At 46.6% G+C, this 26,278-nt stretch carries 25 protein-coding genes; 22 read left to right on the top strand and 3 right to left on the bottom strand.

Features of this window, described 5'->3' with window-relative positions:
* Nucleotides 1-36: 36 nt before the first annotated feature.
* From MJO46_RS17095 to MJO46_RS17065, 7 genes are all read left to right on the top strand, one after another.
* Nucleotides 37-369: a hypothetical protein gene (locus MJO46_RS17095; protein WP_253990366.1), complete on the top strand. Its 333-nt coding sequence runs from the start codon at nt 37-39 to the stop codon at nt 367-369.
* A gap of 85 nt (nt 370-454) precedes the next feature.
* Nucleotides 455-1,879, top strand: coding sequence for a tRNA (N6-isopentenyl adenosine(37)-C2)-methylthiotransferase MiaB (gene miaB / locus MJO46_RS17090; RefSeq protein ID WP_198780779.1), 1,425 nt, complete (start codon nt 455-457; stop codon nt 1,877-1,879).
* Between the two features lie 209 nt (nt 1,880-2,088).
* Nucleotides 2,089-3,144 (top strand): PhoH family protein, encoded by a 1,056-nt coding sequence (locus MJO46_RS17085; RefSeq protein WP_198780780.1) that lies wholly within the window; start codon nt 2,089-2,091, stop codon nt 3,142-3,144.
* Nucleotides 3,134-3,595 (top strand): rRNA maturation RNase YbeY, encoded by a 462-nt coding sequence (gene ybeY / locus MJO46_RS17080; protein WP_198780781.1) that lies wholly within the window; start codon nt 3,134-3,136, stop codon nt 3,593-3,595. Before MJO46_RS17085 ends, ybeY begins: the two co-directional genes overlap by 11 nt.
* Nucleotides 3,596-3,634: 39 nt before the next feature.
* Complete coding sequence (gene corC, locus MJO46_RS17075) at nt 3,635-4,510, top strand: CNNM family magnesium/cobalt transport protein CorC (RefSeq protein ID WP_198780782.1); 876 nt, start codon at nt 3,635-3,637, stop codon at nt 4,508-4,510.
* Nucleotides 4,511-4,516: 6 nt separating this feature from the next.
* Nucleotides 4,517-6,097: an apolipoprotein N-acyltransferase gene (gene lnt, locus MJO46_RS17070; protein WP_253990365.1), complete on the top strand. Its 1,581-nt coding sequence runs from the start codon at nt 4,517-4,519 to the stop codon at nt 6,095-6,097.
* Nucleotides 6,098-6,100: 3 nt separating this feature from the next.
* Nucleotides 6,101-6,595: a type II secretion system protein gene (locus MJO46_RS17065; protein ID WP_253990364.1), complete on the top strand. Its 495-nt coding sequence runs from the start codon at nt 6,101-6,103 to the stop codon at nt 6,593-6,595.
* 56 nt (nt 6,596-6,651) lie between these two features.
* Here MJO46_RS17065 and MJO46_RS17060 read toward each other — a convergent pair whose 3' ends face one another.
* Nucleotides 6,652-7,152 (bottom strand): zinc ribbon-containing protein, encoded by a 501-nt coding sequence (locus MJO46_RS17060; RefSeq protein ID WP_253990363.1) that lies wholly within the window; start codon nt 7,150-7,152, stop codon nt 6,652-6,654.
* Between the two features lie 121 nt (nt 7,153-7,273).
* Between MJO46_RS17060 and leuS the strand changes: the two genes are divergently transcribed.
* The 15 genes from leuS to MJO46_RS16985 all read left to right on the top strand — a co-directional run bounded on the left by leuS (nt 7,274) and on the right by MJO46_RS16985 (nt 23,188).
* Entirely contained in the window at nt 7,274-9,853 is a 2,580-nt protein-coding gene (gene leuS, locus MJO46_RS17055) for a leucine--tRNA ligase (protein ID WP_253990480.1), read from the top strand.
* A gap of 37 nt (nt 9,854-9,890) precedes the next feature.
* A complete protein-coding gene (gene lptE / locus MJO46_RS17050) occupies nt 9,891-10,385 on the top strand; it encodes an LPS assembly lipoprotein LptE (RefSeq protein WP_198780786.1) in 495 nt (164 codons plus the stop codon).
* Between the two features lie 33 nt (nt 10,386-10,418).
* Complete coding sequence (holA, locus tag MJO46_RS17045; protein WP_253990362.1) at nt 10,419-11,450, top strand: DNA polymerase III subunit delta; 1,032 nt, start codon at nt 10,419-10,421, stop codon at nt 11,448-11,450.
* Nucleotides 11,451-11,463: 13 nt separating this feature from the next.
* Nucleotides 11,464-12,111, top strand: a complete 648-nt coding sequence (gene nadD / locus MJO46_RS17040) for a nicotinate-nucleotide adenylyltransferase (protein WP_253990361.1) — start codon at nt 11,464-11,466, stop codon at nt 12,109-12,111.
* Between the two features lie 106 nt (nt 12,112-12,217).
* Nucleotides 12,218-12,547, top strand: coding sequence for a ribosome silencing factor (gene rsfS / locus MJO46_RS17035; RefSeq protein ID WP_007645966.1), 330 nt, complete (start codon nt 12,218-12,220; stop codon nt 12,545-12,547).
* Nucleotides 12,547-13,017, top strand: a complete 471-nt coding sequence (gene rlmH, locus MJO46_RS17030; protein ID WP_253990360.1) for a 23S rRNA (pseudouridine(1915)-N(3))-methyltransferase RlmH — start codon at nt 12,547-12,549, stop codon at nt 13,015-13,017. The genes rsfS and rlmH overlap by 1 nt, the downstream gene beginning before the upstream one ends.
* Nucleotides 13,018-13,078: 61 nt before the next feature.
* Entirely contained in the window at nt 13,079-14,935 is a 1,857-nt protein-coding gene (gene mrdA / locus MJO46_RS17025) for a penicillin-binding protein 2 (protein WP_253990359.1), read from the top strand.
* The gene (rodA, locus tag MJO46_RS17020; protein ID WP_253990358.1) at nt 14,932-16,035 is read left to right on the top strand and encodes a rod shape-determining protein RodA; all 1,104 of its coding nucleotides are present in this window, start codon (nt 14,932-14,934) and stop codon (nt 16,033-16,035) included. The genes mrdA and rodA overlap by 4 nt, the downstream gene beginning before the upstream one ends.
* 17 nt (nt 16,036-16,052) lie before the next feature.
* Entirely contained in the window at nt 16,053-17,117 is a 1,065-nt protein-coding gene (gene mltB / locus MJO46_RS17015; RefSeq protein WP_253990357.1) for a lytic murein transglycosylase B, read from the top strand.
* A complete protein-coding gene (locus MJO46_RS17010) occupies nt 17,101-17,943 on the top strand; it encodes a septal ring lytic transglycosylase RlpA family protein (protein ID WP_253990356.1) in 843 nt (280 codons plus the stop codon). The genes mltB and MJO46_RS17010 overlap by 17 nt, the downstream gene beginning before the upstream one ends.
* A gap of 148 nt (nt 17,944-18,091) precedes the next feature.
* Nucleotides 18,092-19,267, top strand: a complete 1,176-nt coding sequence (locus tag MJO46_RS17005) for a serine hydrolase (protein WP_253990355.1) — start codon at nt 18,092-18,094, stop codon at nt 19,265-19,267.
* Between the two features lie 122 nt (nt 19,268-19,389).
* Complete coding sequence (gene ybeD / locus MJO46_RS17000; protein WP_198780795.1) at nt 19,390-19,656, top strand: DUF493 family protein YbeD; 267 nt, start codon at nt 19,390-19,392, stop codon at nt 19,654-19,656.
* 84 nt (nt 19,657-19,740) lie between these two features.
* Nucleotides 19,741-20,394, top strand: coding sequence for a lipoyl(octanoyl) transferase LipB (gene lipB / locus MJO46_RS16995; RefSeq protein ID WP_198780796.1), 654 nt, complete (start codon nt 19,741-19,743; stop codon nt 20,392-20,394).
* On the top strand, nt 20,391-21,371 hold the full coding sequence (gene lipA / locus MJO46_RS16990) for a lipoyl synthase (protein WP_253990354.1): 981 nt from the start codon (nt 20,391-20,393) through the stop codon (nt 21,369-21,371). The genes lipB and lipA overlap by 4 nt, the downstream gene beginning before the upstream one ends.
* 74 nt (nt 21,372-21,445) lie before the next feature.
* Complete coding sequence (locus MJO46_RS16985; RefSeq protein WP_253990353.1) at nt 21,446-23,188, top strand: hypothetical protein; 1,743 nt, start codon at nt 21,446-21,448, stop codon at nt 23,186-23,188.
* Between the two features lie 5 nt (nt 23,189-23,193).
* Here the strand turns inward: MJO46_RS16985 and MJO46_RS16980 are convergent, their stop codons facing one another.
* Nucleotides 23,194-25,080: an ATP-binding protein gene (locus MJO46_RS16980; RefSeq protein WP_253990352.1), complete on the bottom strand. Its 1,887-nt coding sequence runs from the start codon at nt 25,078-25,080 to the stop codon at nt 23,194-23,196.
* Nucleotides 25,081-25,094: 14 nt separating this feature from the next.
* Complete coding sequence (locus tag MJO46_RS16975) at nt 25,095-26,237, bottom strand: DNA cytosine methyltransferase (RefSeq protein ID WP_253990351.1); 1,143 nt, start codon at nt 26,235-26,237, stop codon at nt 25,095-25,097.
* Between the last annotated feature and the right edge of the window lie 41 nt (nt 26,238-26,278).

Raw genomic sequence — 26,278 nt, 5'->3', positions numbered from 1 at the left:
ACAAGTGAATCCACCTTACACCTTAGCGAGGATGTCATGAAAACACTCACCCATTTACAGATAGCAGGTAGTTTACTGGTTTGCAGCCTGATCCCATGGGGTAATGCCATGGCGGCAAAAACCGATATGGAAATCATCACAGTGACTTACCGTTCACCTATCGATTATGCCTTATATCAACATACCACGGAAATATTGAACGAATTTCGACTCGAAATCCGTGAGGATATTAGCATTCAAGCACGCAACGGTTTACTGGAAATGGCTAGAGCACATGGCGTTAATCGCATTGCAGCGGCACAGGTCACTGCCAAGGATAAAAACCTAGCTTCTATGTGGTTATCACAAACGGCGAAAGCCAACAAGTAAAAGTGTGGACAAAGCTGGTCAGCGGCCCTAACTGCAGGTAAAATGTCGCGCTATTTTTACTGGGCATCTTAGGGCGACACAACTGATGAGTAAAAAACTCCATATTAAAACTTGGGGCTGTCAAATGAATGAGTATGACTCATCCAAGATGGCTGATCTGTTAGGCGAATACCAAGGTTATACCTTGACTGAAGAAGCGTCGGAGGCTGACATTCTCCTGCTCAACACTTGCTCCATCCGCGAAAAAGCGCAGGAAAAAGTGTTCCATCAGCTAGGACGCTGGAAGACGCTGAAAGATAAAAACCCCAACCTCATCATAGGTGTGGGTGGTTGTGTTGCGTCTCAAGAAGGCAAAGCCATTAAAGACAGAGCACAATGCGTCGACATTATTTTTGGACCACAAACCTTGCACCGTCTGCCGGACATGATCGAGCAAGTGCGCCGTGGTGACAAAGCGGTTATCGATATCAGTTTCCCTGAAATCGAAAAATTTGACCGCCTTCCAGAGCCACGCGCCGAAGGCCCAACGGCGTTTGTGTCTATCATGGAAGGTTGCAGCAAATACTGCTCATTCTGCGTGGTCCCTTATACCCGTGGTGAAGAAGTCAGCCGTCCACTGGATGACATCATCCTTGAAATCGCCCAGTTGGCAGAGCAAGGTGTACGCGAAGTGAACCTGCTCGGTCAAAACGTTAACGCCTACCGCGGTGCAACCCACGATGGCGCCATTTGTAGCTTTGCCGAATTACTGCGCTTTGTCGCCGCCATCGACGGCATAGATCGCATTCGCTTCACGACAAGCCACCCAATTGAGTTCACTCAAGATATTATTGACGTTTACCAAGATACGCCTGAATTAGTCAGCTTCCTGCACTTACCCGTACAATCGGGTTCTGACCGAATTCTTACGGCGATGAAACGCGGCCATATGGCGATTGAATATAAGTCGATCATCCGCCGCCTGCGTAAAGCCCGTCCAGATATTCAAATCAGTTCTGACTTTATCATTGGTTTCCCTGGCGAAACCAAGGAAGACTTTGCCGACACCATGAAACTGATTGAAGAAATCGGTTTCGACCACAGCTTCAGCTTTATCTATAGCGCACGTCCAGGCACGCCAGCGGCGGATTTACCCGATGACGTCGATATGGAAGAGAAAAAGCAACGTCTGGCTATTCTACAAGACCGCATCACCCAGCAAGCCATGCGCTACAGCCGCCATATGATGGGCACAGTACAGCGCATTCTCGTGGAAGGTCCTTCGGTGAAAAATCCGATGGAACTGCGCGGTCGCACCGAGAACAACCGAGTAGTGAACTTTGAAGGTCAGCCTAAGCACATCGGCAGCTTTGTTGATGTAGAGATCGTTGACGTCTATACCAACTCACTGCGCGGCAAGTTTATCCGTGGTGAAGATGAAATGGATCTGCGCCGCAGCCTACGCCCAGCGGATATCCTGGCTAAACATAAGCAAGATGATGATTTAGGCGTGACCCAATTTAAACCTTAAGGGTTTAAATCCGGCCAAGCTGTCCCTATATAAAAAGGGCGACAGGGTTTTAATAATCCCTATGTCGCCCTTTTATTTTATTACCAGCCCATCGCGTACTTATTTGCAAATTTCCGTTAGCAATTATTGATTGCGGCTCGTAAACTGACATTATCCTGCGGTAAAAACACATCGCACATGGCTTTTTCCCTTGGCAGTAGGAGCACTATTTGTCCAGTAAATTAACCACTATGAATCTGTATCTCGAACCCGCCGAAACCCGCCGTTTGGCGTCATTGTGCGGTCCATTCGATGACAATATCAAACAGATTGAGCGTCGCGTAGGCGTTGAAATTGTTCGTAAAAACAACCACTTTCAAATCACCGGTCTGCCACGTAACTGTTTAAGTGCCAATAATTTACTTAAACAGCTTTATATCGAAACCCAAACGGTGAAAGGCAGCACGCCGGATCTCGAGCCTGAACAAGTGCATATAGCCATTCAAGAGGCCATCGCCCTTGAGCAGGACGATAGCGGCGACGATAAAGCCCTGCATATTAAAACCCGCCGTGGCGTCATTAAACCGCGCAATCCGAATCAAAGTACCTATGTCGCCAATATTGTGCGCCATGATATCACCTTCGGTATTGGCCCTGCGGGAACAGGTAAAACCTACCTTGCGGTTGCAGCCGCGGTGGATGCCTTAGAACGTCAAGAAGTGCGCCGTATTCTGTTAACACGCCCAGCGGTGGAAGCCGGTGAAAAACTAGGCTTTTTACCGGGCGACTTGAGCCAAAAGGTCGATCCCTATCTGCGCCCGCTCTACGATGCTCTGTTTGAGATGCTCGGATTTGAGAAGGTCGAGCGCCTGATCGAAAAAAACGTCATCGAAGTGGCACCACTGGCCTATATGCGCGGTCGCACCTTAAACGATGCCTTTATTATTCTCGACGAAAGCCAAAATACGACTATTGAGCAAATGAAGATGTTCTTAACCCGTATTGGTTTTAACTCTCGAGCGGTGATCACCGGTGATATCACCCAAACTGACTTACCTAAACATATTAAGTCGGGGCTGCGCCATGCAATTGAAGTATTAAGCCAAGTAGAAGAGATCAGCTTTAATTTCTTCGTCTCCCAAGACGTTGTTCGTCATCCTGTGGTTGCACGCATCGTTGAAGCCTACGACGCCTTCGATCAAAAAGAGCAGGCCCTAAAGGCGAAAAAAGAAAGTCACTATCAACAACTTCAACAACAGCAGGAAACCCTAAAGCATGAGTCTTGATTTAGCCTTAGACGTTCAGTACGCCACCACAAGCGACTACCTGCCAACACAAGCACAATTGACCCTATGGGCGAAAACAGCCATTGGCAACAGCATGGATCAGGCAGAATTGACGATCCGCATCGTCGATAGCCGTGAAAGCCAAATGCTTAACAGTACCTATCGCGGTAAAGATAAACCGACCAATGTGCTGTCTTTTCCCTTTGAAGCACCACCAGAAATTGAACTTCCATTGCTTGGGGATCTTGTTATTTGCGCCGCAGTCGTTGAAAATGAAGCCCGTGAGCAGCAAAAATCCCTAGAAGCGCACTGGGCGCACATGGTTGTACATGGTTGTCTGCATCTGCTAGGGTATGATCACATCGAAGATGAAGAAGCCGAAGAGATGGAGTCATTGGAGACTCAACTCATTGTAAGCTTAGGTTTTACTGACCCATATAAGGAAGAATAATTAACTAAGATAAGGTTTATCTAAGTTAATGAGAAAACTATGAGTGACGATATCCCCCCGAGTACGAACGCCCATAAAAAAAGCTGGTTTGATAGAGTAAGTCAGCTATTTCAGGGCGAACCTCAAAATCGCGAAGATTTAGTCGATGTGATTGATGGTGCAGAGCAGCGCGATCTGATCACTGAAGATACCCGCGAAATGATCAAGGGTGTATTAGAAGTTTCTGATATGCGTGTTCGGGACATTATGATCCCAAGAGCTCAAATTGTCGCGATTCAAATCGACAATACCGTTGAAGAGCTCCTTGCCACTGTGATTGGCTCTGGCCATTCCCGTTTCCCCGTCGTGAATGAAGACAAAGATCATATCGAAGGCATATTGCTGGCTAAAGATTTGATCCCCTATGGTTTTTCCAACAGTGATGAGCCCTTTTCCCTCAGTCGGGTGATCCGTCCCGCTGTGGTTGTGCCTGAAAGTAAGCGCGTCGATGTGTTGCTTAAAGAATTCCGTTCGCAACGCTACCATATGGCGATTGTTGTCGATGAGTACGGCGGCGTATCTGGCCTTGTGACCATCGAAGATATTCTGGAAGAAATCGTCGGTGAGATTGAAGATGAGTTCGACCATGATAGCGCCGAAGAAACCGAGATCCGTAAAGTCGGCAACACGGTTTATATGGTGAAGGCGTTAACGCCAATTGAAGATTTTAACGAAGAGTTCAATACTGATTTCAGCGATGAAGAGTTTGATACCGTCGGTGGCTTAGTCTCCCACGCCTTCGGCCATCTGCCTGAACGCAATGAAAGCATTATGATTGAAGGCATAGAGTTCAAAGTGATTAGCGCCGATACCAGGCGTTTGATCCAACTCAGGGTTAAACTCCCCGATCCTAATACTAGCGAAGACATAGAATAATCACTCGTGCTAAATAACATTCGGGCTTTTGCCCAACAAAAGTCCCGAACCCACGCTTTGAGGCTCGTACTGGCATTTTTCCTTGGTGCCAGTACGGCACTTTCATTTGCCCCCTATTCCATCTGGATTATCTATCCTATCGCCATGGCGTTAGCCCTTTGGCAGAGTCAGCCCCTCTCGACTAAGGCTAACTTTTACTATTGGTTAAGCTTTGGTTTTGGCTGTTTTGCCGTAGGGATCAGTTGGGTGCATGTCAGTATGGACACCTTTGGTGGTCTACCACTCCCCGCATCAATTGGCTTAATGGCTTTATTGGCCCTGTATTTAGCCTTATATCCCGCGCTGACTGGTTTAGCACTGGCGTGGTTAACCAACGCGCGAAGCCGTGCTGGCGAAGCTAAGTTCAGTCTTTGGCGTAATCTCGCCCTATTCCCCGCACTGTGGACCTTAACCGAATGGGCTCGTGGTTGGGTGATGACAGGTTTTCCCTGGTTATGGGCGGGTTATTCACAAACCCAAGGGCCGCTAAAGCCCCTTGCTAGCATCATAGGTGCGCTGGGATTAAGCTTTGTGCTAGCGATGCTCGCGGGTGCATTAGCCCTTTGTTTGACTAAGCGTTATAAAAGCTTACTGATTTTACTGCCACTCACTGTACTGAGTGCTTGGGTTGTACCTAAATTTTCCGATATTCATCCAACGGGCGAATCGGTAAAAGTGGCGTTGGTGCAGGGTAATATTCCCCAAAGTATGAAATGGGAACCCGAAGCTCTATGGCCAACACTCTTGAAATACATGGATTTATCCCGTGAACACTTAGATGCCGATATCATTATTTGGCCAGAGGCCGCCGTCCCGGCGCCCGAGTCTATGGTGCAGGAGTTTTTAGATAATGCTAATAAAGTGGCTAATCTAAATCACACCTCCATTATCACTGGCATTATTAGTCATCAGGACAATCAATTCTATAATTCATTGATTGTGCTAGGTAATCATAATCAGAAACAACAAGCAGGCCCCGATTATGAGGCCGATGGCAGCAACCAATTTAAAAAACATCACCTGCTGCCAATTGGTGAGTTTGTGCCCTTTGAAGCCTTACTGCGCCCAATCGCGCCTTTCTTCAATCTGCCCATGTCATCCTTTGCTAGAGGCGAATATCGACAACCGAATCTAAGCGCGCTTGGTCATAAAATCGCGCCGGCCATTTGCTATGAAATCGCTTTCCCTGAGCAGCTTAGGGACAGTGTCGACCTAGATACCGATATTCTGCTCACAGTGTCAAACGATGCCTGGTTTGGCACCTCAAATGGACCACTGCAACATATGGAAATGGCCCAAATGCGTTCAATTGAACTGGGCCGCCCTTTAGTTCGTGCTACCAACAATGGCGTTACCGCCGTGGTCGATGAAAAAGGCAATATCACCGCATCACTACCGCAGTTTGAAACGGGCGTCCTGAGCGCAACCATTCCACTGGTAACAGGGCAAACATGGTTTGCCAAAATCGGCCAAACACCGCTGTTACTGCTCTGTGGTGCGCTGCTATTAGTTGGTTTTATTCGTCGTAAAAAACAACAACAGAGTTAGAAATTGATTAATCAGAAACGCACTCAAGGTTTTACCTTAATCGAACTCGTGGTCGTTATCATAGTGCTCGGAATTTTAGCGGTTATTGCGGCGCCTAAATTTATCGGCCTGAGCAAAGAGGCGCGGGAGAAAAGTCTGCTGCAACTCCAAGCCAGTGTTAAAACCGCCAATACCTTAGCCTATTCCAAGATCCAAATGCCCAGTTTGCAGAGCCAAGCCGTTGTGGGGCGTGACGATATTATCGACATCGATCTCGATGGTGATGGCACGGTCGACACCCGCCTCAAGTGGGGATATCTGGACAATACCGATATCGAAAAATGGATAACAAGAGACGATAAACTCATCATCCAATATCAAGGCATTGATATTACTTACATTGGTTACGACTTAAATGACAATTCTATCGTCGACGACGACCAGTGTAATTTCCGCTACACCCAAGCTGCCGATGCGAGCACTCCGCCGCTTTACGATATCAGTGTTCAAGGCTGTTGATGACTCACAAAAAACGACGCTAAGCGTCGTTTTTTGTGAGTGCAGAAGAAATGCTATTAAGGCGTTAACGCCTCGCGGGTAAACTCTTCGTTATCGCATTCAGGGCAATCGGGAATAACCCCAGGAAACTCAATATTCATTTCATGGCCACAATTGGTGCAGACCATAATGCCTTGGCTGACAATATCGCCACTCTGGTAATAGCCGTGGTGCTTAAAGTCTTGAGTCAACTCATGCCACTCCACTTGGCTGCGATCGGTTATTTCACTTAACCAATGCCAAAGGGTGTTTTCTAGGGTGATCACCGTTGGACTATGGCTTAAGCTGTCGGCATTTTGCTCACGCAGAAAACTCGCTATATCACGCTTTAAAAATTGTTCCACTAACGCGAGTTCATCTTCTTTGGCCTGTTCTTTAAGACGCAAATACTCCTTACCTTGAGTGACTGATTTAAATAAATTCTTTGCAGTCATAGTGTTATCTTCTGCAAATTGGGATTTCACCTCGGTAATTAAGGCTTGATACAGTCCTAGTAGCGCGTTACTTCTATCATTCATAACCAATACTCCTTCATAGGAACCTTTTTAATGCATCGCTTCTAGTTTATTCTATGCAGATCTTATTCGCGCCGATATGGCGTTAGATCAAATAATAGGCGGCACTGCCGGAAATAGCGTGATGCAAGAGCAATATAATCCCTCAGAAATTGAAGCCTTAGTGCAAAAGCACTGGCATGACAACAAAACCTTTGAAGTCACTGAAGATGCAAACAAAGAAAAGTTTTATTGCCTTTCGATGTTTCCCTATCCTTCTGGCCGACTCCACATGGGACACGTTCGCAACTATACCATAGGTGATGTGGTTGCACGCTTCCAGCGTCTTCAGGGCAAAAACGTGCTGCAACCCATAGGTTGGGACTCATTTGGTCTGCCCGCAGAAAATGCCGCGATTAACAACAAAACAGCGCCTGCACCATGGACCTATGAGAACATAGAGTACATGAAGAACCAGCTGAAACTACTGGGTTTTGGTTACGATTGGAGCCGTGAAATCGCCACTTGTACCCCAGAATATTATCGCTGGGAGCAATGGTTCTTCACTAAGTTGTACGAAAAAGGCCTTGTCTATAAGAAGACGGCCTCGGTCAACTGGTGTCCAAACGATGAAACCGTACTGGCGAATGAGCAAGTTCAAGACGGTTGCTGCTGGCGCTGTGACACCCCTGTAGAACAAAAAGAAATCCCACAGTGGTTTATTAAAATCACCGCCTATGCCGAAGAATTATTAAATGATATCGACACCTTAGATGGTTGGCCTGAACAGGTTAAGACCATGCAGCGCAACTGGATTGGTCGCAGCGAAGGCGTCGAAATGACCTTCGGCGTCGCGGGTAGCGATAAAAGCTTCGATATCTATACGACTCGCCCAGATACCTTAATGGGCGTGACCTATGTGGCGATTGCCGCGGGTCATCCATTGGCTGAAATCGCCGCGCAAACCAATCCTGAGCTGGCTCAGTTTATCGATGAGTGCAAAAACAGCACCACCTCAGAAGCCGAACTCGCGACTATGGAAAAACGCGGTGTCGCCACAGGGCTTTTCGCTATTCATCCGATCACCGGCAAGCAAGTGCCGATTTGGGCCGCTAACTTTGTACTGATGAACTATGGCACAGGTGCCGTAATGTCGGTTCCTGGCCACGATCAACGTGACTTCGAATTTGCCAAGAAATACGGTCTAGCGATTGAAGCTGTGATCAAGCCAGTTGATGGCGAAGTCGACATCAGTGAAGCGGCATATACCGAAAAAGGCATTCTGTTTAACTCTGGCGAGTTCGACGGTTTAGACTTTGACGCCGCCTTCAATGCCATCGCTAACAAGTTAGTCGCCGAAGGTAAAGGCAAACGCCAAGTCAACTATCGCCTGCGCGATTGGGGTGTTTCACGTCAGCGTTATTGGGGCGCGCCAATTCCTATGGTGACCTTAGCCGACGGCACTGTGATCCCAACGCCTGAAGATCAACTGCCCGTATTACTGCCAGAAGATGTAGTGATGGACGGTATTCAAAGCCCCATCAAGGCCGATAAAGAATGGGCGAAAACCCAAGTGAACGGTCAAGAAGCACTGCGCGAAACCGATACCTTCGATACCTTTATGGAATCCTCTTGGTATTACGCCCGTTACTGCAGCCCTCAGGCCGATGAAATGTTAGATCCCGCTAAAGCCAACTACTGGTTGCCTGTGGATCAATATATTGGCGGTATCGAACACGCCTGTATGCATTTGTTATATTTCCGCTTCTTCCATAAACTGCTGCGGGATGCGGGTCTAGTAAACTCTAACGAGCCAGCCAAACAACTGCTGACTCAGGGTATGGTGTTGGCCGATGCTTTCTACTACACCAACGACAAAGGTGCCCGCGTATGGGTATCGCCGTTAGATGTAGCGACCACAGAAAAAGACGACAAGGGCCGTATCACTAAGGCCATCGACAAAGACGGCAACGAACTGGTTTATACTGGTATGTGCAAGATGTCGAAGTCGAAAAACAACGGTATCGACCCTCAAGTCATGGTTGAGAAATACGGCGCCGACACTGTGCGTCTGTTTATGATGTTCGCTTCACCACCAGAATTAACCCTAGAATGGCAGGAGTCTGGCGTTGAAGGCGCACACCGTTTTATCAAACGTCTGTGGAAGCTTGCAAGCGACTATGTGGCCCAAGACAACAGCGAAGCCTTAGATGTCAGTAAGTTAAACGCTGATCAAAAAGCGCTGCGCCGTGAAGTTCACAAGACCATTGCTAAGGTGACCGATGATATCGGCCGTCGTCAGATGTTCAACACTGCAGTTGCCGCCGTGATGGAACTAATGAACCACCTGCAAAAAGCGCCACAAACTACAGGCCAAGACAGAGCCATTATCGGCGAAGCCTTATCTGCAGTGGTGCGTTTACTGTACCCAATTATTCCACATGTGAGTTTTAGCCTGTGGAATGAGCTAGGTAATGCGAGCAGCATCGAAGATAGCCAATGGCCCGTTGTCGATGACTCAGCCCTAGTGGAGGACAGCAAACTGATTGTGGTACAAGTGAACGGTAAAGTTCGCGCCAAAATCACTGTGGCCGCCGATGCCGACCAAGCCTCTGTTGAAGCATTGGGTATGGCGGACGAGCAAGTGATCAAGTACTTAGATGGCGTGACTGTGCGTAAAGTGATTTATGTGCCAGGCAAACTGCTCAGCATAGTTGCCAACTAATGCTGGTCATTAGATAAATAGGAAACCGCGAAAACTTATGCTAATTAAACGCTTAGCTTTCGCAATCATGGCACTGGTCATTATGACCAGTGCCGGTTGCGGTTTTAAGCTCCAACGTAGCTATCAAATCCCCGCCGAGCTTAATCAGTTAAGCTTGAGCAGTTCGGATGAATATAGCGAACTCACTCGCCTAGTGCGTGAACGGTTACGTTTGAACAACGTCAAAATTGTCGATCCCGCCAATGATGTCCCAGTGTTAAGGCTAATCACCGACTCACTAGAGCGTTCGACCTTGTCTTTGTACCCCACAGGTAACGTCGCCGAGTATGAACTGATTTATTTAGTTGAATTCGCCGTGGCATTGCCGGGCAAAGAGGCGCAACCTTTCAAGGTTGAAATCCGCCGCGACTATTTAGACGATCCCCGTACCGCGTTGGCAAAGAGCCGTGAAATGGAATTGCTCACTAAGGAAATGCGTATCCAGGCTGCGGATCGTATTCTGCAGGCGATGGCCAGCACTGAGGTGAATTAATGCGGGGCTACGATTAATGCCGGACATCATTCAATGAGAGTCTATCCCGATCAACTCGCCCGCCACCTTAACCAGCTATTTCCCTGTTATCTGATTTTTGGTGATGATCCTTGGTTAATCGAAACGACTAAGGATCAGATCCGCCAATTTGCTAAACGGCAAGGCTTCGATGAACGCGTCCAGCTTATCCAAGAAACGGGCTTTAATTGGAGCGACTTAACCCAGGAATGGCAGGCAATGAGCCTGTTTTCCAGCAAGCGTATTATAGAGCTAAACCTACCTAACGCTAAACCCGGTGCCGACGGTTCGGCTACGCTGCAAGCGCTATTGGATACACCCAATCCCGATATGCTGTTGATTATTGAGGGCCCAAAGCTTGCTACCGAGCAAACCAACAGCAAATGGTTTAAGACCTTAGATGCCAATGGCATGTATCTGCCCTGCGCCACGCCCGAGGGCGATCAGTTTATGCGCTGGCTCGACTCACGTATCAAGCATTTTAAGCTCAATCTGCAAAGTGATGCCCGTGCTATGCTGTATTCCCTCTATGAAGGGAATTTATTGGCCGCCGATCAAGCCATGCAGCTGCTGCAACTCCTGAGCCCAACAAAACCCGTCAGTGCCGATGAGTTAAGCCACTATTTTGAAGATCAGTCCCGCTTTACTGTGTATCAACTCACCGATGCCCTGCTGACCAATCATCAACAAAGTGCCCAACATATGCTGGGGCAACTTAATGGCGAAGGCACTGCGCTGCCCATCCTGCTTTGGGCGCTCTTTAAGGAACTGCAGCTCCTGCTCATGTTAAAGAGTGAACAGGCACAAGGTGCGGCGTTAAATGCACTTTGGAGTAAGCACCGAATTTGGGATAAACGTAAGCCCCTCTACCAAGCGGCACTGCAACGACTGACACTCGAACAGATTGAGCATATGTTAGCCTTTGCCTCCAAGCTTGAGCTGAATTTAAAACAACACGGCAGGGAAGATTGGACCGGCCTGAGCCATCTATGCCTTTTATTCGATCCCAAAGCCCATCGGCAGTTGGCCCATATAACCATAGAGTAATCGAAGAGTAGCTATGCGTATTGGTATTTTAGGCGGTACCTTCGACCCCATACATTACGGTCATATTCGCCCTGCCATGGAGGTAAAGCAGGCGCTAGGCTTAGATAAAATACTGCTGATGCCTAACCATATTCCTCCCCATAAGCAGCAGCCACACTCCACCACGGCCCAGCGCCTAGAGATGGTGGCGGATGTCTGTACTAAACTCGATGGCTTTGAGCTTTGCGATATCGAAGCGAAGCGAAATACCCCCTCCTATACCGTCGTGACGCTAGAACAACTGCATGAACAATACCCCCATGATGAGCTGTTTTTTATCATGGGAATGGACTCTTTTATTCATCTGCAAAGCTGGCATAAATGGCAGCAACTATTTGAATACTCAAACCTTGTTGTTTGCCAGCGTCCCGGTTGGCAGTTAACCAGCGGCCATCCGATGCAGCAGGTGCTTAGCAAACGCTACGCAGTCATCGATGCCCTTAAAAAGACAACGCAGCCGCAATCTCCCCTCCTTGGGCGTATTTTTACCGTCGATATCACTGCGCAGGATATTTCTTCCACCCAAATACGCTCACAGTTGTCTCAGGGGGAAATACCGCAGGATGCCCTTATGCCAACAACCTTAAATTATATTAAAAAACAACGCCTTTACTTAGCTTGATTCAATATTAGCCCAGATATCGTAAACTCGATCGTCGATCCAATGTATTCCATGGCCCAACACTGATATACTACCGCGCTATTTAAAATTATTGAGGTACATCAGCGTGCAGAGCGCCGAATTAAAGCAGTTCGTAGTCGACAAGATCGACGACTTAAAAGCCAGAGATGTGGTAGTTATCGATGTTAGTAAACAATCTAACATTACCGACTATATGGTAATTTGTTCAGGCACATCAAAGACTCATGTTAAAGCTATCGCCGAAAACCTAGTCGTTGAAGCTAAAGCCGCGGGCATCCCACCTATTGGTGTAGAAGGCCGCGATAGCAGCGAGTGGGTGCTGGTAGATATGGGCAACGTGATCCTGCACGTTATGCAAGATCAAACCCGCGATTTCTACCAGCTTGAAAAGCTCTGGTCAGAAAAGCAAGCCTGATGAAGTTGCAACTCATCGCAGTAGGAACACGGATGCCCGATTGGGTTACCCGTGGTTTCGAAGAATACCAGCGCCGCTTTCCCCGTGATATGGCGCTGGAGCTTATCGAAATACCCGCCGGAAAGCGGGGGAAAAATGCCGACATAGTCCGGATCCTGCAAAAGGAAGGCGAACTAATGTTGGCAGCCATTCCCAAAGGTAATCATATTGTTAGCTTAGATCTCCCCGGTAAAAACTGGACGACCCCAGATCTAGCAACTGCGCTGAACAAGTGGCAACTCGATGGCCGAGATGTGAGCCTACTGGTTGGTGGCCCAGAAGGGTTAGCGCCCGCCTGTAAAGAAGCCGCTCACCAGAGTTGGTGTCTATCGGCATTAACCTTGCCCCACCCACTGGTGCGGATTGTGGTTGCCGAAAGCTTATACCGCGCGTGGAGCGTGAATACTAATCACCCTTACCATAGAGAATAGCGGGATCTTGATGTTAACGAGTGTCAACCACCCGTCATGGGATCAGCCGGAGAGAGCATAAGTGTCGCCAAAAAAGCGGATAACCATGCATGATCACGCCGCCGAGGCGTCACTTTTTAAGCGCCGTGCGCTATTCACTTTTTTATGTGTTGTCGTCCTATTGAGTGTGTTGGTGACCAATCTTTATCACCTACAGGTTGAATCCTATAAAGATTATGCAACTCGCTCTAATGACAACCGCATCCGAGTCGTTCCTATCGCTCCCAGTCGTGGCCTCATTTATGACCGGAATGGTGTACTTTTAGCCGAAAACCAACCTTTTTACTCCCTCGAACTGATCCCCGAAAAAATAACCAATATGTCCGAAACCTTGGACGAACTCGGTCAGTTAATTGAGATAAGTGTCGATGAACGTGAGACCTTCACCGAAGCGCTCAAATTCCATCGCCGCTTTAAGCCGCTCACTCTGAAAAACCAGTTGACCGAAGAACAAGTCGCCATTTTCAGCGTGAATCAACATCGCTTTCCGGGGATTACCGTCGAGGCAGGGTTAAAACGTAATTATCCCTACGAGAGCCAGCTTACCCATGTCCTTGGCTATGTTGGAAAAATTAATACTCGAGATCGCGCCCAACTAGAGCGCAGCGATCAATGGAAAAACTATGCCGCAACTAAAGATATTGGTAAGCAAGGCATTGAAAAATATTATGAATCCCTATTACACGGTTCACCGGGTCACCTCGAAGAAGAAGTGAACAACCGCGGCCGTACTATCCGCACCCTACGCATTGTCCCGCCCGAACCTGGGCAGGATATTTACCTAACACTCGATCTTCAATTACAACAAAAGGCCGTGGAGTTACTCCAGGGGCACAAGGGATCTATCGTTGCCATAGACCCAAGGGATGGTGGCATTTTAGCGCTAGTGTCTAGCCCAAGTTATGATCCAAACCAATTCGTTCAAGGGATTAATAGCAAAGATTACAGCGATTTACTTAATGATAAATCGCGCCCCTTAATTAACCGAGCCACCCAAGGCCAATACGCCCCCGCGTCGACGATTAAACCTATCATTGCCCTACTCGGCCTCGATGAAAAAGCCGTGACCGAACATACCCGCATCTGGGATCCCGGCTTCTGGCAGATCCCAGGGGTGGAGCGAAAGTACCGCGACTGGAAGCGTTGGGGACATGGCTGGGTCAACGTCTACAGCGCGATTGTTGAATCCTGTGATACTTACTTCTATGAATTAGCTTATAAAATCGGTGTTGACCCTATCGCCCGTTTTATGGAGCAGTTTGGTTTTGGGCAAAACACCGGCATAGATATCTTTGAGGAATCGGCGGGTAATATGCCCTCTAAAGACTGGAAACGCTTAAAGTACAATCAGGCCTGGTATATTGGCGACACGATTTCTGTGGGTATCGGTCAGGGTTACTGGACGGCGACGCCACTGCAATTGGCGAATGCCACCGCAATTTTAGCAAATAAGGGACGCCGCTTTCCGCCGCATTTGCTTAAATCAATCAAGGACAATACGGCTAAAATTGACTCACCAATTAATGAGTTACCACCTGTTGAGCTTAAAAATCAGCGCAATTGGAATATTATCAACGAAGCCATGCGCCAGACTGCGCACAAATCCCGCTTCACCGACGCCACTTACACCGCGGCGATGAAAACCGGTACGGCGCAGGTCATTGGCGTGGCAGAAAATACTAAGTACGATGCCAATAAAATTGCTGAACATTTCCGTGACAATGCTCTAGTGGTGGCCTACGCCCCCTTCGAAGAACCCAAAATTGTCCTCGCCGTCGTGATGGAAAACGCTGGCTGGGGTGGCGCTAATGCAGGCCCTGTCGCCCGCGCTATGCTCGATGAATATATGCTTAGAGACACTTGGAAACCAACGCCATGAGTGCCCATCAACGTCAAAATATCTGGCAGCGCCTACACATAGATCTACCGCTCTTACTCGGCCTCTTGGCCGTGATGGGCTTTGGCCTATTTGTGATCTATTCCGCCAGCGGTGAAGATTTAGAAATGATGGAGCGGCAGCTGTTTCGTATGATGTTGTCCCTTGGCATCATGTTTACTATGGCGCAAATCAATCCAGAGGCGCTTAAACGTTGGGCATTACCCATTTATCTTGCAGGGATTGTCTTGCTGCTTGGGGTACACTTTTTCGGTGAAATCAATAAAGGCGCACAGCGTTGGTTGAACTTAGGCTTTATGGAGTTTCAGCCTTCGGAGCTCATTAAACTCGCCTTCCCTATCACTATGGCCTGGTATATCAGTAAGTTCCCTCTACCGCCGAAGAAACGCTATCTGGCGGGCGCCGGCGTGATTCTGCTGATACCCACGCTGTTAATTGCCAAACAACCCGATCTGGGTACTTCGATTCTGGTCGCGGCATCGGGGATATTCGTGCTGTTTTTATCGGGGATGAGCTGGGCCATTGTCGGCGGATTTATTGCGGCGGTTTTGGCGTTTTTGCCTATCCTTTGGTACTTTTTAATGCACGATTACCAAAGAACGCGGGTGTTAACCCTACTCGATCCTGAGCAAGATCCCCTTGGTGCGGGTTACCATATTATTCAGTCAAAAATCGCCATCGGCTCAGGTGGACTTTGGGGTAAAGGCTGGCTCGATGGCACTCAGTCACAGCTTGAGTTTATCCCCGAGCGTCATACGGATTTTATCTTTGCAGTGATCGGTGAAGAATTTGGCTTAATCGGCAGTATTTTGCTGCTCATCATGTATCTCTACATTATTGGTCGCGGCTTAGTCATTGCTTCGCGGGCACAAACCAGCTTTGCTCGGTTATTGGCCGGTAGTATCACATTGACTTTCTTCGTGTATGTTTTTGTGAATATCGGCATGGTTTCAGGTATTCTGCCCGTAGTGGGCGTACCTTTGCCCCTAGTGAGCTATGGCGGCACTTCAATGCTGACATTGATGACAGGGTTTGGCATTCTAATGAGCATTCATACCCATAGACGTTTTGTAGATAGATAATTTTTAGGGACTTCTTAATGCCTATTCTTCGAGCTTATTTGGCTCCATTGGCAATGCTTTGCCTCAGTTCATATCTAGTTGCCTGCTCTACGGCAAACGAGCCCGTAACGGCTACACCTAATGCCAGCGCGGCAGTGGTTGCACAGACTCCAGCACCCGTATTACCCGAAGCCTTGAAGGCTGAGTTTATTAAAACTCAGTTAGCACAAGGCTTTACCAGAACTGAAATCGATACCTTTCTCGCAAAAGCGAAATACAATCAAGCGGTAATAGACGCTATCACCCGTCCTTGGGAAGCCAAGCCTTGGCATGTGTATTACCCCATTTTCTTAACTGAGAAACGCCTCGCAGCCGGGCTCGCCTTCTGGAAAAAACACGAAGCCACCATCGCCAAAGCGGCGGCCAAATACCAAGTAGAACCCCAGATTATCGTCGCCATTATTGGGATTGAAACCTTCTACGGCCAGTACACAGGCAATTATCCTGTGATTGATGCGCTCTATACCTTAGGGTTTTATTACGAACCGAGAGCCAGCTTTTTCCGCAAGGAATTTGGCGAGTTGATGAAGTTAGTCAAAGAAGAACATTTAGATATCAATAGCCTCAAAGGCTCCTACGCCGGCGCTATGGGTTATGGGCAGTTTATTCCCTCAAGCTATCGCCACTACGCCGTCGATTTCGATGGCAGCGGTAACCGTGATTTATTAAAAAGTCCAGAAGATGCCATTGGCAGTGTTGCCAATTACTTCCATCAGCATGGCTGGCAGGCTAATGCGCCAGTCGCCTTGCCGTTAGTGAATAATAGTGCCAATGCGCCTAAGGCAAAAGTGTGGGCGGGCGAGAAGTTACACTACAAGGTCTCTGATATTCTCTCCCCTAGCTTATCGCTGGCGACAGCCCGCAATTTAGATACCTCGCAAAAGGCCATGCTTATCGAGCTAGAACAAGCGGGAAGTAAAGATTACTGGTTAGGGCTGAACAATTTTTATGTAATCACCCGTTATAATCGTAGCCCTTTGTATTCCATGGCCGTTTATCAATTTAGCCAACAACTGAAGCAACAACATGATGCTAAAAAATAATTTTTTACAGCTCTTGATGCTCGGCTGCTGTTTTGCGCTCGCGGCCTGCTCGAGTTCTAATTCTGGCTCGGCCAGTAACAAGAATAAGAACATGGATCCCAACAAGGGCCGCTATTCGCTTAAAAACGACAAGATGCCACTCAATCCGCCTAATGTGGAACATGTGCCAAACGCGACCCCTAAATATGAGCCCTACAGTCGCCGCGGTAATAAACCCTATACGGTTTATGGTGAGTCTTACACTGTGATGAATACTGGCCAAGGTTTTAGTGAAATGGGCCGCGCCTCATGGTATGGCGAAAAGTTTCACGGTTATGAGACCTCCAACGGTGAGCCCTATGATATGTATTCCATGTCCGGGGCACATAAAACCTTGCCTTTACCTAGCTATGCCAAAATCACCAACTTAGATAACAATAAGCAAGTGATCATTCGTATCAACGATCGCGGCCCCTTCCACTCGGATCGCATTCTCGATGTCTCCTACGCCGCCGCCTATAAACTAGGCATGTTAGGCAAAGGGACTGCACGCATTAAGCTTGATGTGATCTATGTCGGCAGCCTTGCCGCCACCAATAGCGCCGTGGCCAGTGCCCAAGATTCCGGCAATCATTACATTCAGTTAGTGGCATCAAAAGATCAGCAAAAGCTGAAGAAAATAGCGAAGGAACTTGAGAACAAATATCAAGTTCAGAGCCGTGTACAAGCGGCAAACAATATGTTTAGACTACAACTCGGTCCCATAGGCCAGCCTGAACTTGCCGATAGATTACTTAACAAAGTCAAACAAGACGGCTATCCTGAGGGCTATATGGTGTTAGAGTAGTGAACACTCACCACCCGAATATATCGATTTAGCTTAAAAATGCCGCGGATGAAGGAACCTTCACTGAAATCCCCTGTCGAAGGGTGGTATACTTTCGAAGCTATTTAGCCCTTTCCATTCAATACAACCAAAAAGACGTGCCAAGTTAATGATGAATTTTGTCAAAAGTCCCATTAAAACATTGCTGCTAATTTCTAGTGCCTCTCTCCCTGTTTATGCTGCGCAGCCGATTGTTACCCCTGATGCACCGACAGTTGCCGCCAAGGCTTACGTCTTGATGGATTATAATTCAGGCCAAATTATTGCCGAAAGCAATGCCTATGAAAGCTTAAATCCCGCCAGCTTGACTAAAATGATGACCAGTTATGTGATCGGTCAAGAAATTAAAGCTGGCAATGTTTCCCCCGATGATGATGTCACCATCAGTAAAAACGCTTGGTCTAAGAACTTCTCCGACTCTTCTAAGATGTTTATCGAAGTGGGCAAAACCGTTAAAGTGTCCGACCTAAACCGCGGCATTATCATTCAATCGGGCAACGATGCCTGTGTGGCCATGGCCGAACATATTGCCGGAACTGAAGATGCCTTCGTTGACATGATGAACTCATGGTCTAAGCAATTGGGCATGCGCGACAGCTACTTCGAAAACTCCCACGGTCTAGACTCTGAAAACCACAAAACAACCGCCTACGATATGGCGTTATTAGGCGCCGCATTAATTCGTGACGTCCCCGAAGAATACCGAGTCTACAGCGAAAAATTCTATACATTCAATGGCATCAAACAATATAACCGCAACGGTTTATTGTGGGATAACAGCATGAATGTCGACGGTATTAAAACTGGCCATACTTCTGGCGCGGGTTACAACTTAGTCGCATCGGCCACCAAAGATGGCATGCGTTTGATCTCTGTAGTGCTAGGTACGCAAAGCGAATCTGCCCGTAAGGCCGAAAGTAAAAAACTGCTGACCTATGGTTTCCGTTTCTTTGAAACAGTGACCCCTTACAAGGCGGGCGATAGCTTCGTCACCCAACAAATTTGGTACGGTGACAAGAGCACAGTCGATTTAGGTGTTGCAACCGATACACCTATTACCATCAGCCGCGGCCGAGCTAAAGACCTAAAAGCTAACTTTGAACTGACTAAGCCACTCGATGCACCATTGAAAAAAGGTGAAACTGTGGGGCGTTTGTTCTTCCAACTCGACGGTAAAGATATTGCCCAGTACCCCCTAGTGACCCTACAAGAGGTTAACGAAGGAAGTTGGTTCAGCAAATTAGTGGATTACTTTAAACAATTGTTTTCCGGTTGGTTTAGCTAATCCGACTCACAAAAACTAAGCCACCTTCGGGTGGCTTAGTTGTTTTTGGGGGAGTATCGCCCTTGAATCGGGTATAATATGCCACCATATAGATCCCATTAAGATGGTTACGAGCACTGATTATGTTGAACACTAAATTTGATGAACTGATGGATTTCCCCTGTGCATTCCCCTTTAAAGTCGTCGGGGATGCCCATGAAGCCCTAACCGATAGAGTGGTTGCCGTCGTTCAAAAACACGCACCGGGTGACTATTCCCCCACCACAAAGGCCTCTAGCAAAGGCAGCTACTACTCGATCACGATTCGTGTCACTGTAACCAGTAAAGACCATATCGAAATCCTGTACACAGAACTTGCCGCCATCGAAGGTGTGCGCCGCGTACTATAAGAATTCCTCGGGATCATGAAATGTGATCTGTCTTACATTTATGGTTATAATGCCGCCACTCAATTTTAAGGGGAGAGGTTGCCCTTGCAAGAAACGACTTTGCATATTCGGCATCTAGGCCAGCAAGATTACGAGTCAGTTTGGCATGCGATGCAGCAATACACTGACACCCGTAACGGCGACAGCCCAGATGAGCTGTGGATAGTAGAACACCCACCCGTGTTTACCCAAGGCCAAGCTGGCAAGAGCGAACATATCTTGAATGCCGGTGACATTCCCGTTATCCAAGTGGATCGTGGTGGGCAAGTCACCTACCACGGCCCAGGGCAACTTGTGGTTTATCCTCTTCTTGATATCAAACGTAGTAAACTCGGTGTACGCCAGCTTGTGACGCATATAGAGCAAAGCATTATCGATATGCTCGCTAAATACGATATTCAAGCCTACGCTAAGGCCGATGCACCGGGCGTATATGTCAATGAACGCAAAATCGCCTCTCTAGGATTACGCATTCGAAAAGGCTGTTCATTCCACGGCTTAGCGCTTAATGTCGATATGGATCTCGCCCCTTTTCGCCGCATTAACCCCTGTGGTTATGCCGGTCTTGAAATGGTGCAATGTAAGGAGCTTGGCGGCCCACAAACCGTGGTGGAAGCAGGCGAGCAACTCACTATTACCTTTAGCCAACTATTGGGCTACCAACATCTAGTTCATCATCAAGGATTAGCAGCGTCATGAATAGGCCTGAACGTTTACAACCCGGAGTAAAATTAAGAGATGCCGATAAGGTGTCACGCATTCCGGTCAAGATAGTGCCCTCCGAGCGCGATACTATGCTGCGCAAACCCGATTGGTTACGGGTAAAGTTACCCGCCTCGAATCAACGCATTTTAGAGATTAAACAGGCGCTGCGCTCTAATGGTCTGCACTCTGTGTGTGAAGAAGCCTCCTGCCCTAACCTCGCCGAATGCTTTAACCACGGTACGGCAACCTTTATGATTTTGGGTGCAATTTGTACCCGCCGTTGTCCATTTTGCGACGTTGCCCATGGTCGTCCGCTTAAGCCCGACGCCGAAGAGCCGGTTAAATTGGCGCAAACGATCCGCGATATGAAACTCAAGTATGTGGTTATTACTTCCGTAGATCGTGACGATTTACGCGATGGTGGTGCCCAGCATTTTGCCGATTGTATCCGCGAAATTCGCAAACTTAATCCAGATATCAAGATCGAAACCTTAGTGCCTGATTTCCGTGGTCGTATCGATGCCGCCTTAGATATTCTATCGACTGAGCCGCCCGATGTGTTCAACCACAACTTAGAAACGGCGCCAATGCATTATCGTAAAGCCCGCCCAGGTGCAAACTATCAATGGTCGCTCGATCTGCTTAAACGCTTTAAAGAACGTCATCCAAATGTGCCCACTAAATCTGGCCTGATGATGGGCTTAGGTGAAACCAACGAAGAAATCGCCCAAGTATTACGTGACCTGCGCGAGCACAAGGTTGAAATGCTGACCCTAGGCCAATACCTACAGCCGTCTAAGTTCCACTTACCGGTAGAGCGTTACGTGCCACCAGAAGAGTTTGCCGAGCTTAAAGCCTTAGCCGATGAGTTAGGTTTTACCCATGCAGCCTGTGGCCCATTAGTGCGCTCAAGCTACCATGCGGATCTGCAAGCCCAAGGTAAAGAAGTTGTGAATTACAACCCTAGATAGTACTGCACAATGCTATTTTGTACTGTACATCACTATTTTGTACTACAACCACAATTTGTTAGCGGGGTTGATTAATGCGGGGGATTCCAGAGATCAAGGAATTCCCCTCCGATAGTCGTTATTGGCGGGTTGATTGGTTCGGTGCCATTCAGCCCAACCCCAAGCTACCACGCGAACCAGTACTGCAAGTTGTCATAACCCCGTTCAAAACGCCTGATATTACCGCTCTGCTTCCCAATAAGTTGGCTTCTGCATCTAGCGGTTTGGTAGATTACACTGATCAGCGAACCATCAGCATAGGTACCGGACAGCTGCCAGCGGTGTGTATTGGATCTATCTGGCGCAATAGTGAGTGTCAGCAACAGCTTGCAGGTCAACTAACTGAGTTCAAAGGGTTAGAGATCTCCAAGCATACTAGCCAAGTGTTAAATGCCAGTACCAAGGAGCATAACCAGTACATCATTCCCTACAGTCATTACAAATTTGGCAAAGACGGCTATTTCAGCAAAATGGTTGCAGTAGAACATGGCGGCGACCCTTACGGCATTTTGATACCAATGGCAGAGCTGGTGCGCTTTTATTATGCAGTGTCAACCGACCTGGCAGATGTTATTTTCTCCGGTGACTTAAAACACAATTTGCATGCAGTGCTGAATATGGAACACACCAGGTCTGAACCGGAGGAACAACGCGAAATTATTGGGCTACGCCAGCGTTTTTCTGATCAAGACGGCTGGATACTGGCCCGAATTCTAAATTCTCCTGAAGCTTGGTTAGGTGCAACAGCGGTACATGATGCCATGCTAAAAAATCGTTTAAATGGCGTACCGGCGCATATTGAAAGTAACTTTCCGTTTGCTGGCAGCACGAACCTAATAGCCCGTTGCAAAATGCTCCCTACAGTAGTTCCGAATAAATGGCGTTACCTTGTATTGTCGCTGGTTCGCTGCTCAGCGGTTTTCCCCTTCCGGCATCTGACCGTGTATCGTGACAACGATAACAACCGAGCCAAAGATGGCAAAGACCAACCCGATGACGAGAAAAAGCCATGCTGGAGCGGCCCCCGTGTAATCCCTGGGCAACAAGGCAAACCCTTTCAAAGTCAGCAAGCACCGAATAAAAACGCAGCTACAGAAATATTTAATCTGCCAACAGACAGGTTTGGCTATATCGCTGGTAAGGAGCCGGATAAACCCACTAAAGAGCAATGTGACTATAAATCTGTCACTGTCGTAAAGCCACCAGTAGACACCAACCAGCTTAGTAGTGCTCAGGGCGAAAATATCGACTCGACTGTGAGCACTGGCCGCTTAAACAGCACTTACGAGCGCGCTAAAGCTCTTCCAGCGGGCTTCGATACTTTTATTAAAGCCATCGAACATCTGAATACCTATGAAGGCTTTAGCGCAAAAATACGGGAACAGGATGAACTCACCAAATATATTCCGCTGACTAAACCAGAGGGGTGTTGGCAGTGGTCGTATTTGGATTCAAGAACACAAATTCGCCGCAAAATACTTATCGCCGATATCCGATATCAAGATCATTGGTTTAGTGTGATTGAATTTGAACACCGAGAGAACGACAAATGCCGTATAGGCATGATTTATCTGACATATGGCCAATATATATCGACTTTAAACATAGCAATGCTCCTAGCCAGCATTGCTGAGCAACGAGGAGTATGGGGTAATGTACCTAGCTATAAAATCGACCCAATAAAGCTTCATTCTTATAAGCACGTTTGGCCATCATCGCACGGCTTGGCAGACGCCTTAAATCTCAAAATTAAGGAGTACTGCCCAAAGTACGCATGAAGTACTCAATCTTCATTGATTCTAGCCAATACTAAGAACTCTAGCAGCTCAATAGTTTCATTACGAATAGAGTGGACCTTGCCCTCTTGCCCTAAAAATTGGACGCCGTGAACAATACCATTCATCAGGGGAATATGTTGGAGAAGCTTGCCCGCACATACTCCTAAGCGTTTACGCCTTTCTTGAGGAAAGTAATTTTGGGAATCAGCAATCCACTTTGAGCACATAGACAAATCAATTCCTTGTTGTTTCTTATACTCTGGTGTGTGATTTTTATTTTTACCGTCACCCTTACTATAATAATGCTCGATGACGTTTGGAAAAAGTTTATTTTTCTTAACAAAGTGTCTGAAAGCACACTCAAATATAGAGCGATAAATTAAACATGATGCGTGTGGAAATGTATCGATGAGTAAGCCTGATGCCTCTATAACCAAATTATTTAATACAGCATCATCGTCACTAACAGGAAATTGCTCACGAGGAATAAGTTCTTTCCAATCTTTCGTGTGTCGCCGATAACTATTAGATACAGATTTATCACTACCTTTTGGAGTCACCAAACTAGGTTTTTGCTCAGCATCATTCTTCGTCACGGTAAAATTAGTCTTAACTTTATTATCAGAAGAATCTGCGGAGATACTTTTCTTTTTAACAATAGCCGCGACGTTTGAATTATTTAGCTTCTTACCTGTAGTTTGTTCAGCAAACGCTTTTTTTCGCTCTAGCAGTGGTAAGTCTTTTGGAATTTTTTTTGTCCACAGATTTATCAAGACTTTTGAAGCTGATCTGTATTTCAATGCCAAAGGTTCAACCTTTTTTCTTATCTCAAGAAATAATGGACTGTTAACCTTTATTTCAGTTTTGGCGGTATTCCAGGGCAAATCTCTAGGATTTTCGCCAACTATATGAGCTAAACAGATAAACCCACCATATTCTGAGTGCCATTGAGTTGTAAATCCATGCCTATGTTCAGTACTCGCAGCTACAATTACACGGTCGTTGCATATGTAATAAACGCCATAGCTTCTTGTAAGAAGCTCATTGTCTTTTGAATTACTGTCCCATTCACCGGGGAATCGATAATCTCTATGGATACCAACTTCAAAATCACAAACGACACCAGGTATATCAAAATTATCAGTAATGACATTGATCAAACCGTCAGCTCTTACTTCTGGAATAGTTGGCTGCACATCTAAGGTTACAAGTTCAGGAAGTTGGCTATTTACAATTTTAATACGCAAACCTTTCCGTAAAAACATCGAATACCTGACTGATAACTCAGCGACGGAATTGTTAAACCACTCCATGTTACTTATCTGAAATTTGACATTTCTATGAAGGCTGTAAACCACAAATAGGGTATGTTTTTTTCCTCTAGATGGATATTTGCGAGCTATTAACTTTTCTAAGTCGTCACTTGACGTAGAAGAAAATGAAGAAAAAGAACGAGCATTGAAACTTGATTTATAGAGGTTTTCCCCATTATCAGTTACTAATCCATAGCGACTTCCTGCTTTTAATAAAGCCCTTTTCAAACCTAAACCGTAATATCCAATTCCGTGCTTATGGCTGGATCTCTTTCCAGTAAAAAAAGTGTCTTGTTCTAGAGTATCCGTTTCAAACCCAATACAATTATCATGAATAGCAATACTATCCCTTGTAAATCTAAGGGTTATCTCATAACCAGAATAGTCTTTTGGTAGCCCTCTAGAATCTTTTTCATATTCACTCTGAATAATTGCATTCCGAGCGGAATCTATTGAGTTATCAATAAGGTCAAAAAGCGCATCGGTAAGTTCAATGTCAGTAGTCAATGTTTCAGCCAAAAAACTCGGATCTATCCCTGTTCTTAACTCAACTTCCTCGAACAACTTAAATTCTGACATTTGAACCCCTATCCTTATCCTGTTTTTTCCAACTTTTTAGGTAAAATCTTTTCTTTAATCGTTCTCAATATATATTTGGAAACAAGTGGTGAAACACTGTTACCTATCATCCTAAAGCTGTGCCATTTCGTATTATGAAAAACAAACCAGTCAGGAAACCCCTGCAATCTAGCCGCCTCTCTGACAGTTATAACTCTATTTTCAGTTGGATGAAGTGGCCTAACCGCTTGATGACTACCTTTATCTGAACCTGTACCAGCTCTCAATGTTGGACAAACACCATCCCAAGAAAGACGCTTCGCTCTACTGGTTTTATCGACTAAACCTTGCTCAACAAGAGCATATCGGTTTAAAACAGCTTCTGTATGTTTAGTATTCAAGAAGCCACTTACTCTCTGATTTTTAAGTTCTCTAACAGATACATCCCAACCAAGGTTTTGAGGTGGTAGCTCTCTCATGGCCAAAGCGTAATTAGATAAACCCGATACTTTTCGGTACTTATTCCATGCATAATCATCGGCATCTGGTAATTGAGTAGCATAAATAGGTGAAGGCAAGTCATAAATCGCGTCTCTCACCGTATTTCTCTCAACATTAGTTGGGATAAAATCAGCTACATCAAGCCTAGCCAGATACTCAGGCTTATACCCAACTACAATCACTCGTTTTCGTTTAGTTGGAGCCCCGTAGTCATGAGCATTCACAATCATTGGATTTAAAACTGTGTAACTTTTATCTATCACTTTCAGAGCAGAGCGCAGCTCATAGACATTTTTTTCATCCATTAACCCCTCTACGTTTTCCATTACAAAAAATTTAGGGCTTATGATGTTAACAGTTCTAAAAAAATGCTTTAACAGTGAGCGTCGTGGATCTGCTTTATCAGAATGCCCCATACGGCTATATCCTTGGCATGGAGGCCCACCAATTACGCCGTCTACTTGCTGTCCGTTAAGAAGCATGCGCCAATCTTCGGCTTCCATTTTAGAAAGATCACCGTTAACAACTTGCGCTTTAGGGAAATTTCTAGCGTAAGCGGATTGTAAAGTTGACTCTATATCGACAGCTGCAATAGATTTGAATCCAGCTAATTCAGCTCCTAATCCAAAACCACCGCACCCACAGAACAGGTCAACTATTGCAGGCTCTTTGTTCATTTTATCGGTTCCTAATCTATATTTTCACTTCCATGAATTGT

This window comes from Shewanella sp. KJ2020, from assembly GCF_024197625.1.
Taxonomy (GTDB): Bacteria; Pseudomonadota; Gammaproteobacteria; order Enterobacterales; family Shewanellaceae; genus Shewanella.
The sequence above is the reverse complement of the archived record's forward strand: the minus strand, read 5'-3'. Positions and strand labels throughout refer to the sequence as shown.

Coding starts and splice junctions, on each gene's coding strand:
- lipA (WP_253990354.1), top strand. CDS start 20,391: ATGAATAGGCCTGAACGTTTACAACCCGGAGTAAAATTAAGAGATGCC.
- lptE (WP_198780786.1), top strand. CDS start 9,891: ATGCTAATTAAACGCTTAGCTTTCGCAATCATGGCACTGGTCATTATG.
- holA (WP_253990362.1), top strand. CDS start 10,419: ATGAGAGTCTATCCCGATCAACTCGCCCGCCACCTTAACCAGCTATTT.
- miaB (WP_198780779.1), top strand. CDS start 455: ATGAGTAAAAAACTCCATATTAAAACTTGGGGCTGTCAAATGAATGAG.
- leuS (WP_253990480.1), top strand. CDS start 7,274: ATGCAAGAGCAATATAATCCCTCAGAAATTGAAGCCTTAGTGCAAAAG.
- MJO46_RS17010 (WP_253990356.1), top strand. CDS start 17,101: ATGATGCTAAAAAATAATTTTTTACAGCTCTTGATGCTCGGCTGCTGT.
- rodA (WP_253990358.1), top strand. CDS start 14,932: ATGAGTGCCCATCAACGTCAAAATATCTGGCAGCGCCTACACATAGAT.
- MJO46_RS17095 (WP_253990366.1), top strand. CDS start 37: ATGAAAACACTCACCCATTTACAGATAGCAGGTAGTTTACTGGTTTGC.
- MJO46_RS17060 (WP_253990363.1), bottom strand. CDS start 7,152: ATGAATGATAGAAGTAACGCGCTACTAGGACTGTATCAAGCCTTAATT.
- ybeD (WP_198780795.1), top strand. CDS start 19,390: ATGTTGAACACTAAATTTGATGAACTGATGGATTTCCCCTGTGCATTC.
- MJO46_RS16980 (WP_253990352.1), bottom strand. CDS start 25,080: ATGTCAGAATTTAAGTTGTTCGAGGAAGTTGAGTTAAGAACAGGGATA.
- rlmH (WP_253990360.1), top strand. CDS start 12,547: ATGAAGTTGCAACTCATCGCAGTAGGAACACGGATGCCCGATTGGGTT.
- MJO46_RS16985 (WP_253990353.1), top strand. CDS start 21,446: ATGCGGGGGATTCCAGAGATCAAGGAATTCCCCTCCGATAGTCGTTAT.
- corC (WP_198780782.1), top strand. CDS start 3,635: ATGAGTGACGATATCCCCCCGAGTACGAACGCCCATAAAAAAAGCTGG.
- MJO46_RS16975 (WP_253990351.1), bottom strand. CDS start 26,237: ATGAACAAAGAGCCTGCAATAGTTGACCTGTTCTGTGGGTGCGGTGGT.
- ybeY (WP_198780781.1), top strand. CDS start 3,134: ATGAGTCTTGATTTAGCCTTAGACGTTCAGTACGCCACCACAAGCGAC.
- mltB (WP_253990357.1), top strand. CDS start 16,053: ATGCCTATTCTTCGAGCTTATTTGGCTCCATTGGCAATGCTTTGCCTC.
- MJO46_RS17005 (WP_253990355.1), top strand. CDS start 18,092: ATGATGAATTTTGTCAAAAGTCCCATTAAAACATTGCTGCTAATTTCT.
- nadD (WP_253990361.1), top strand. CDS start 11,464: ATGCGTATTGGTATTTTAGGCGGTACCTTCGACCCCATACATTACGGT.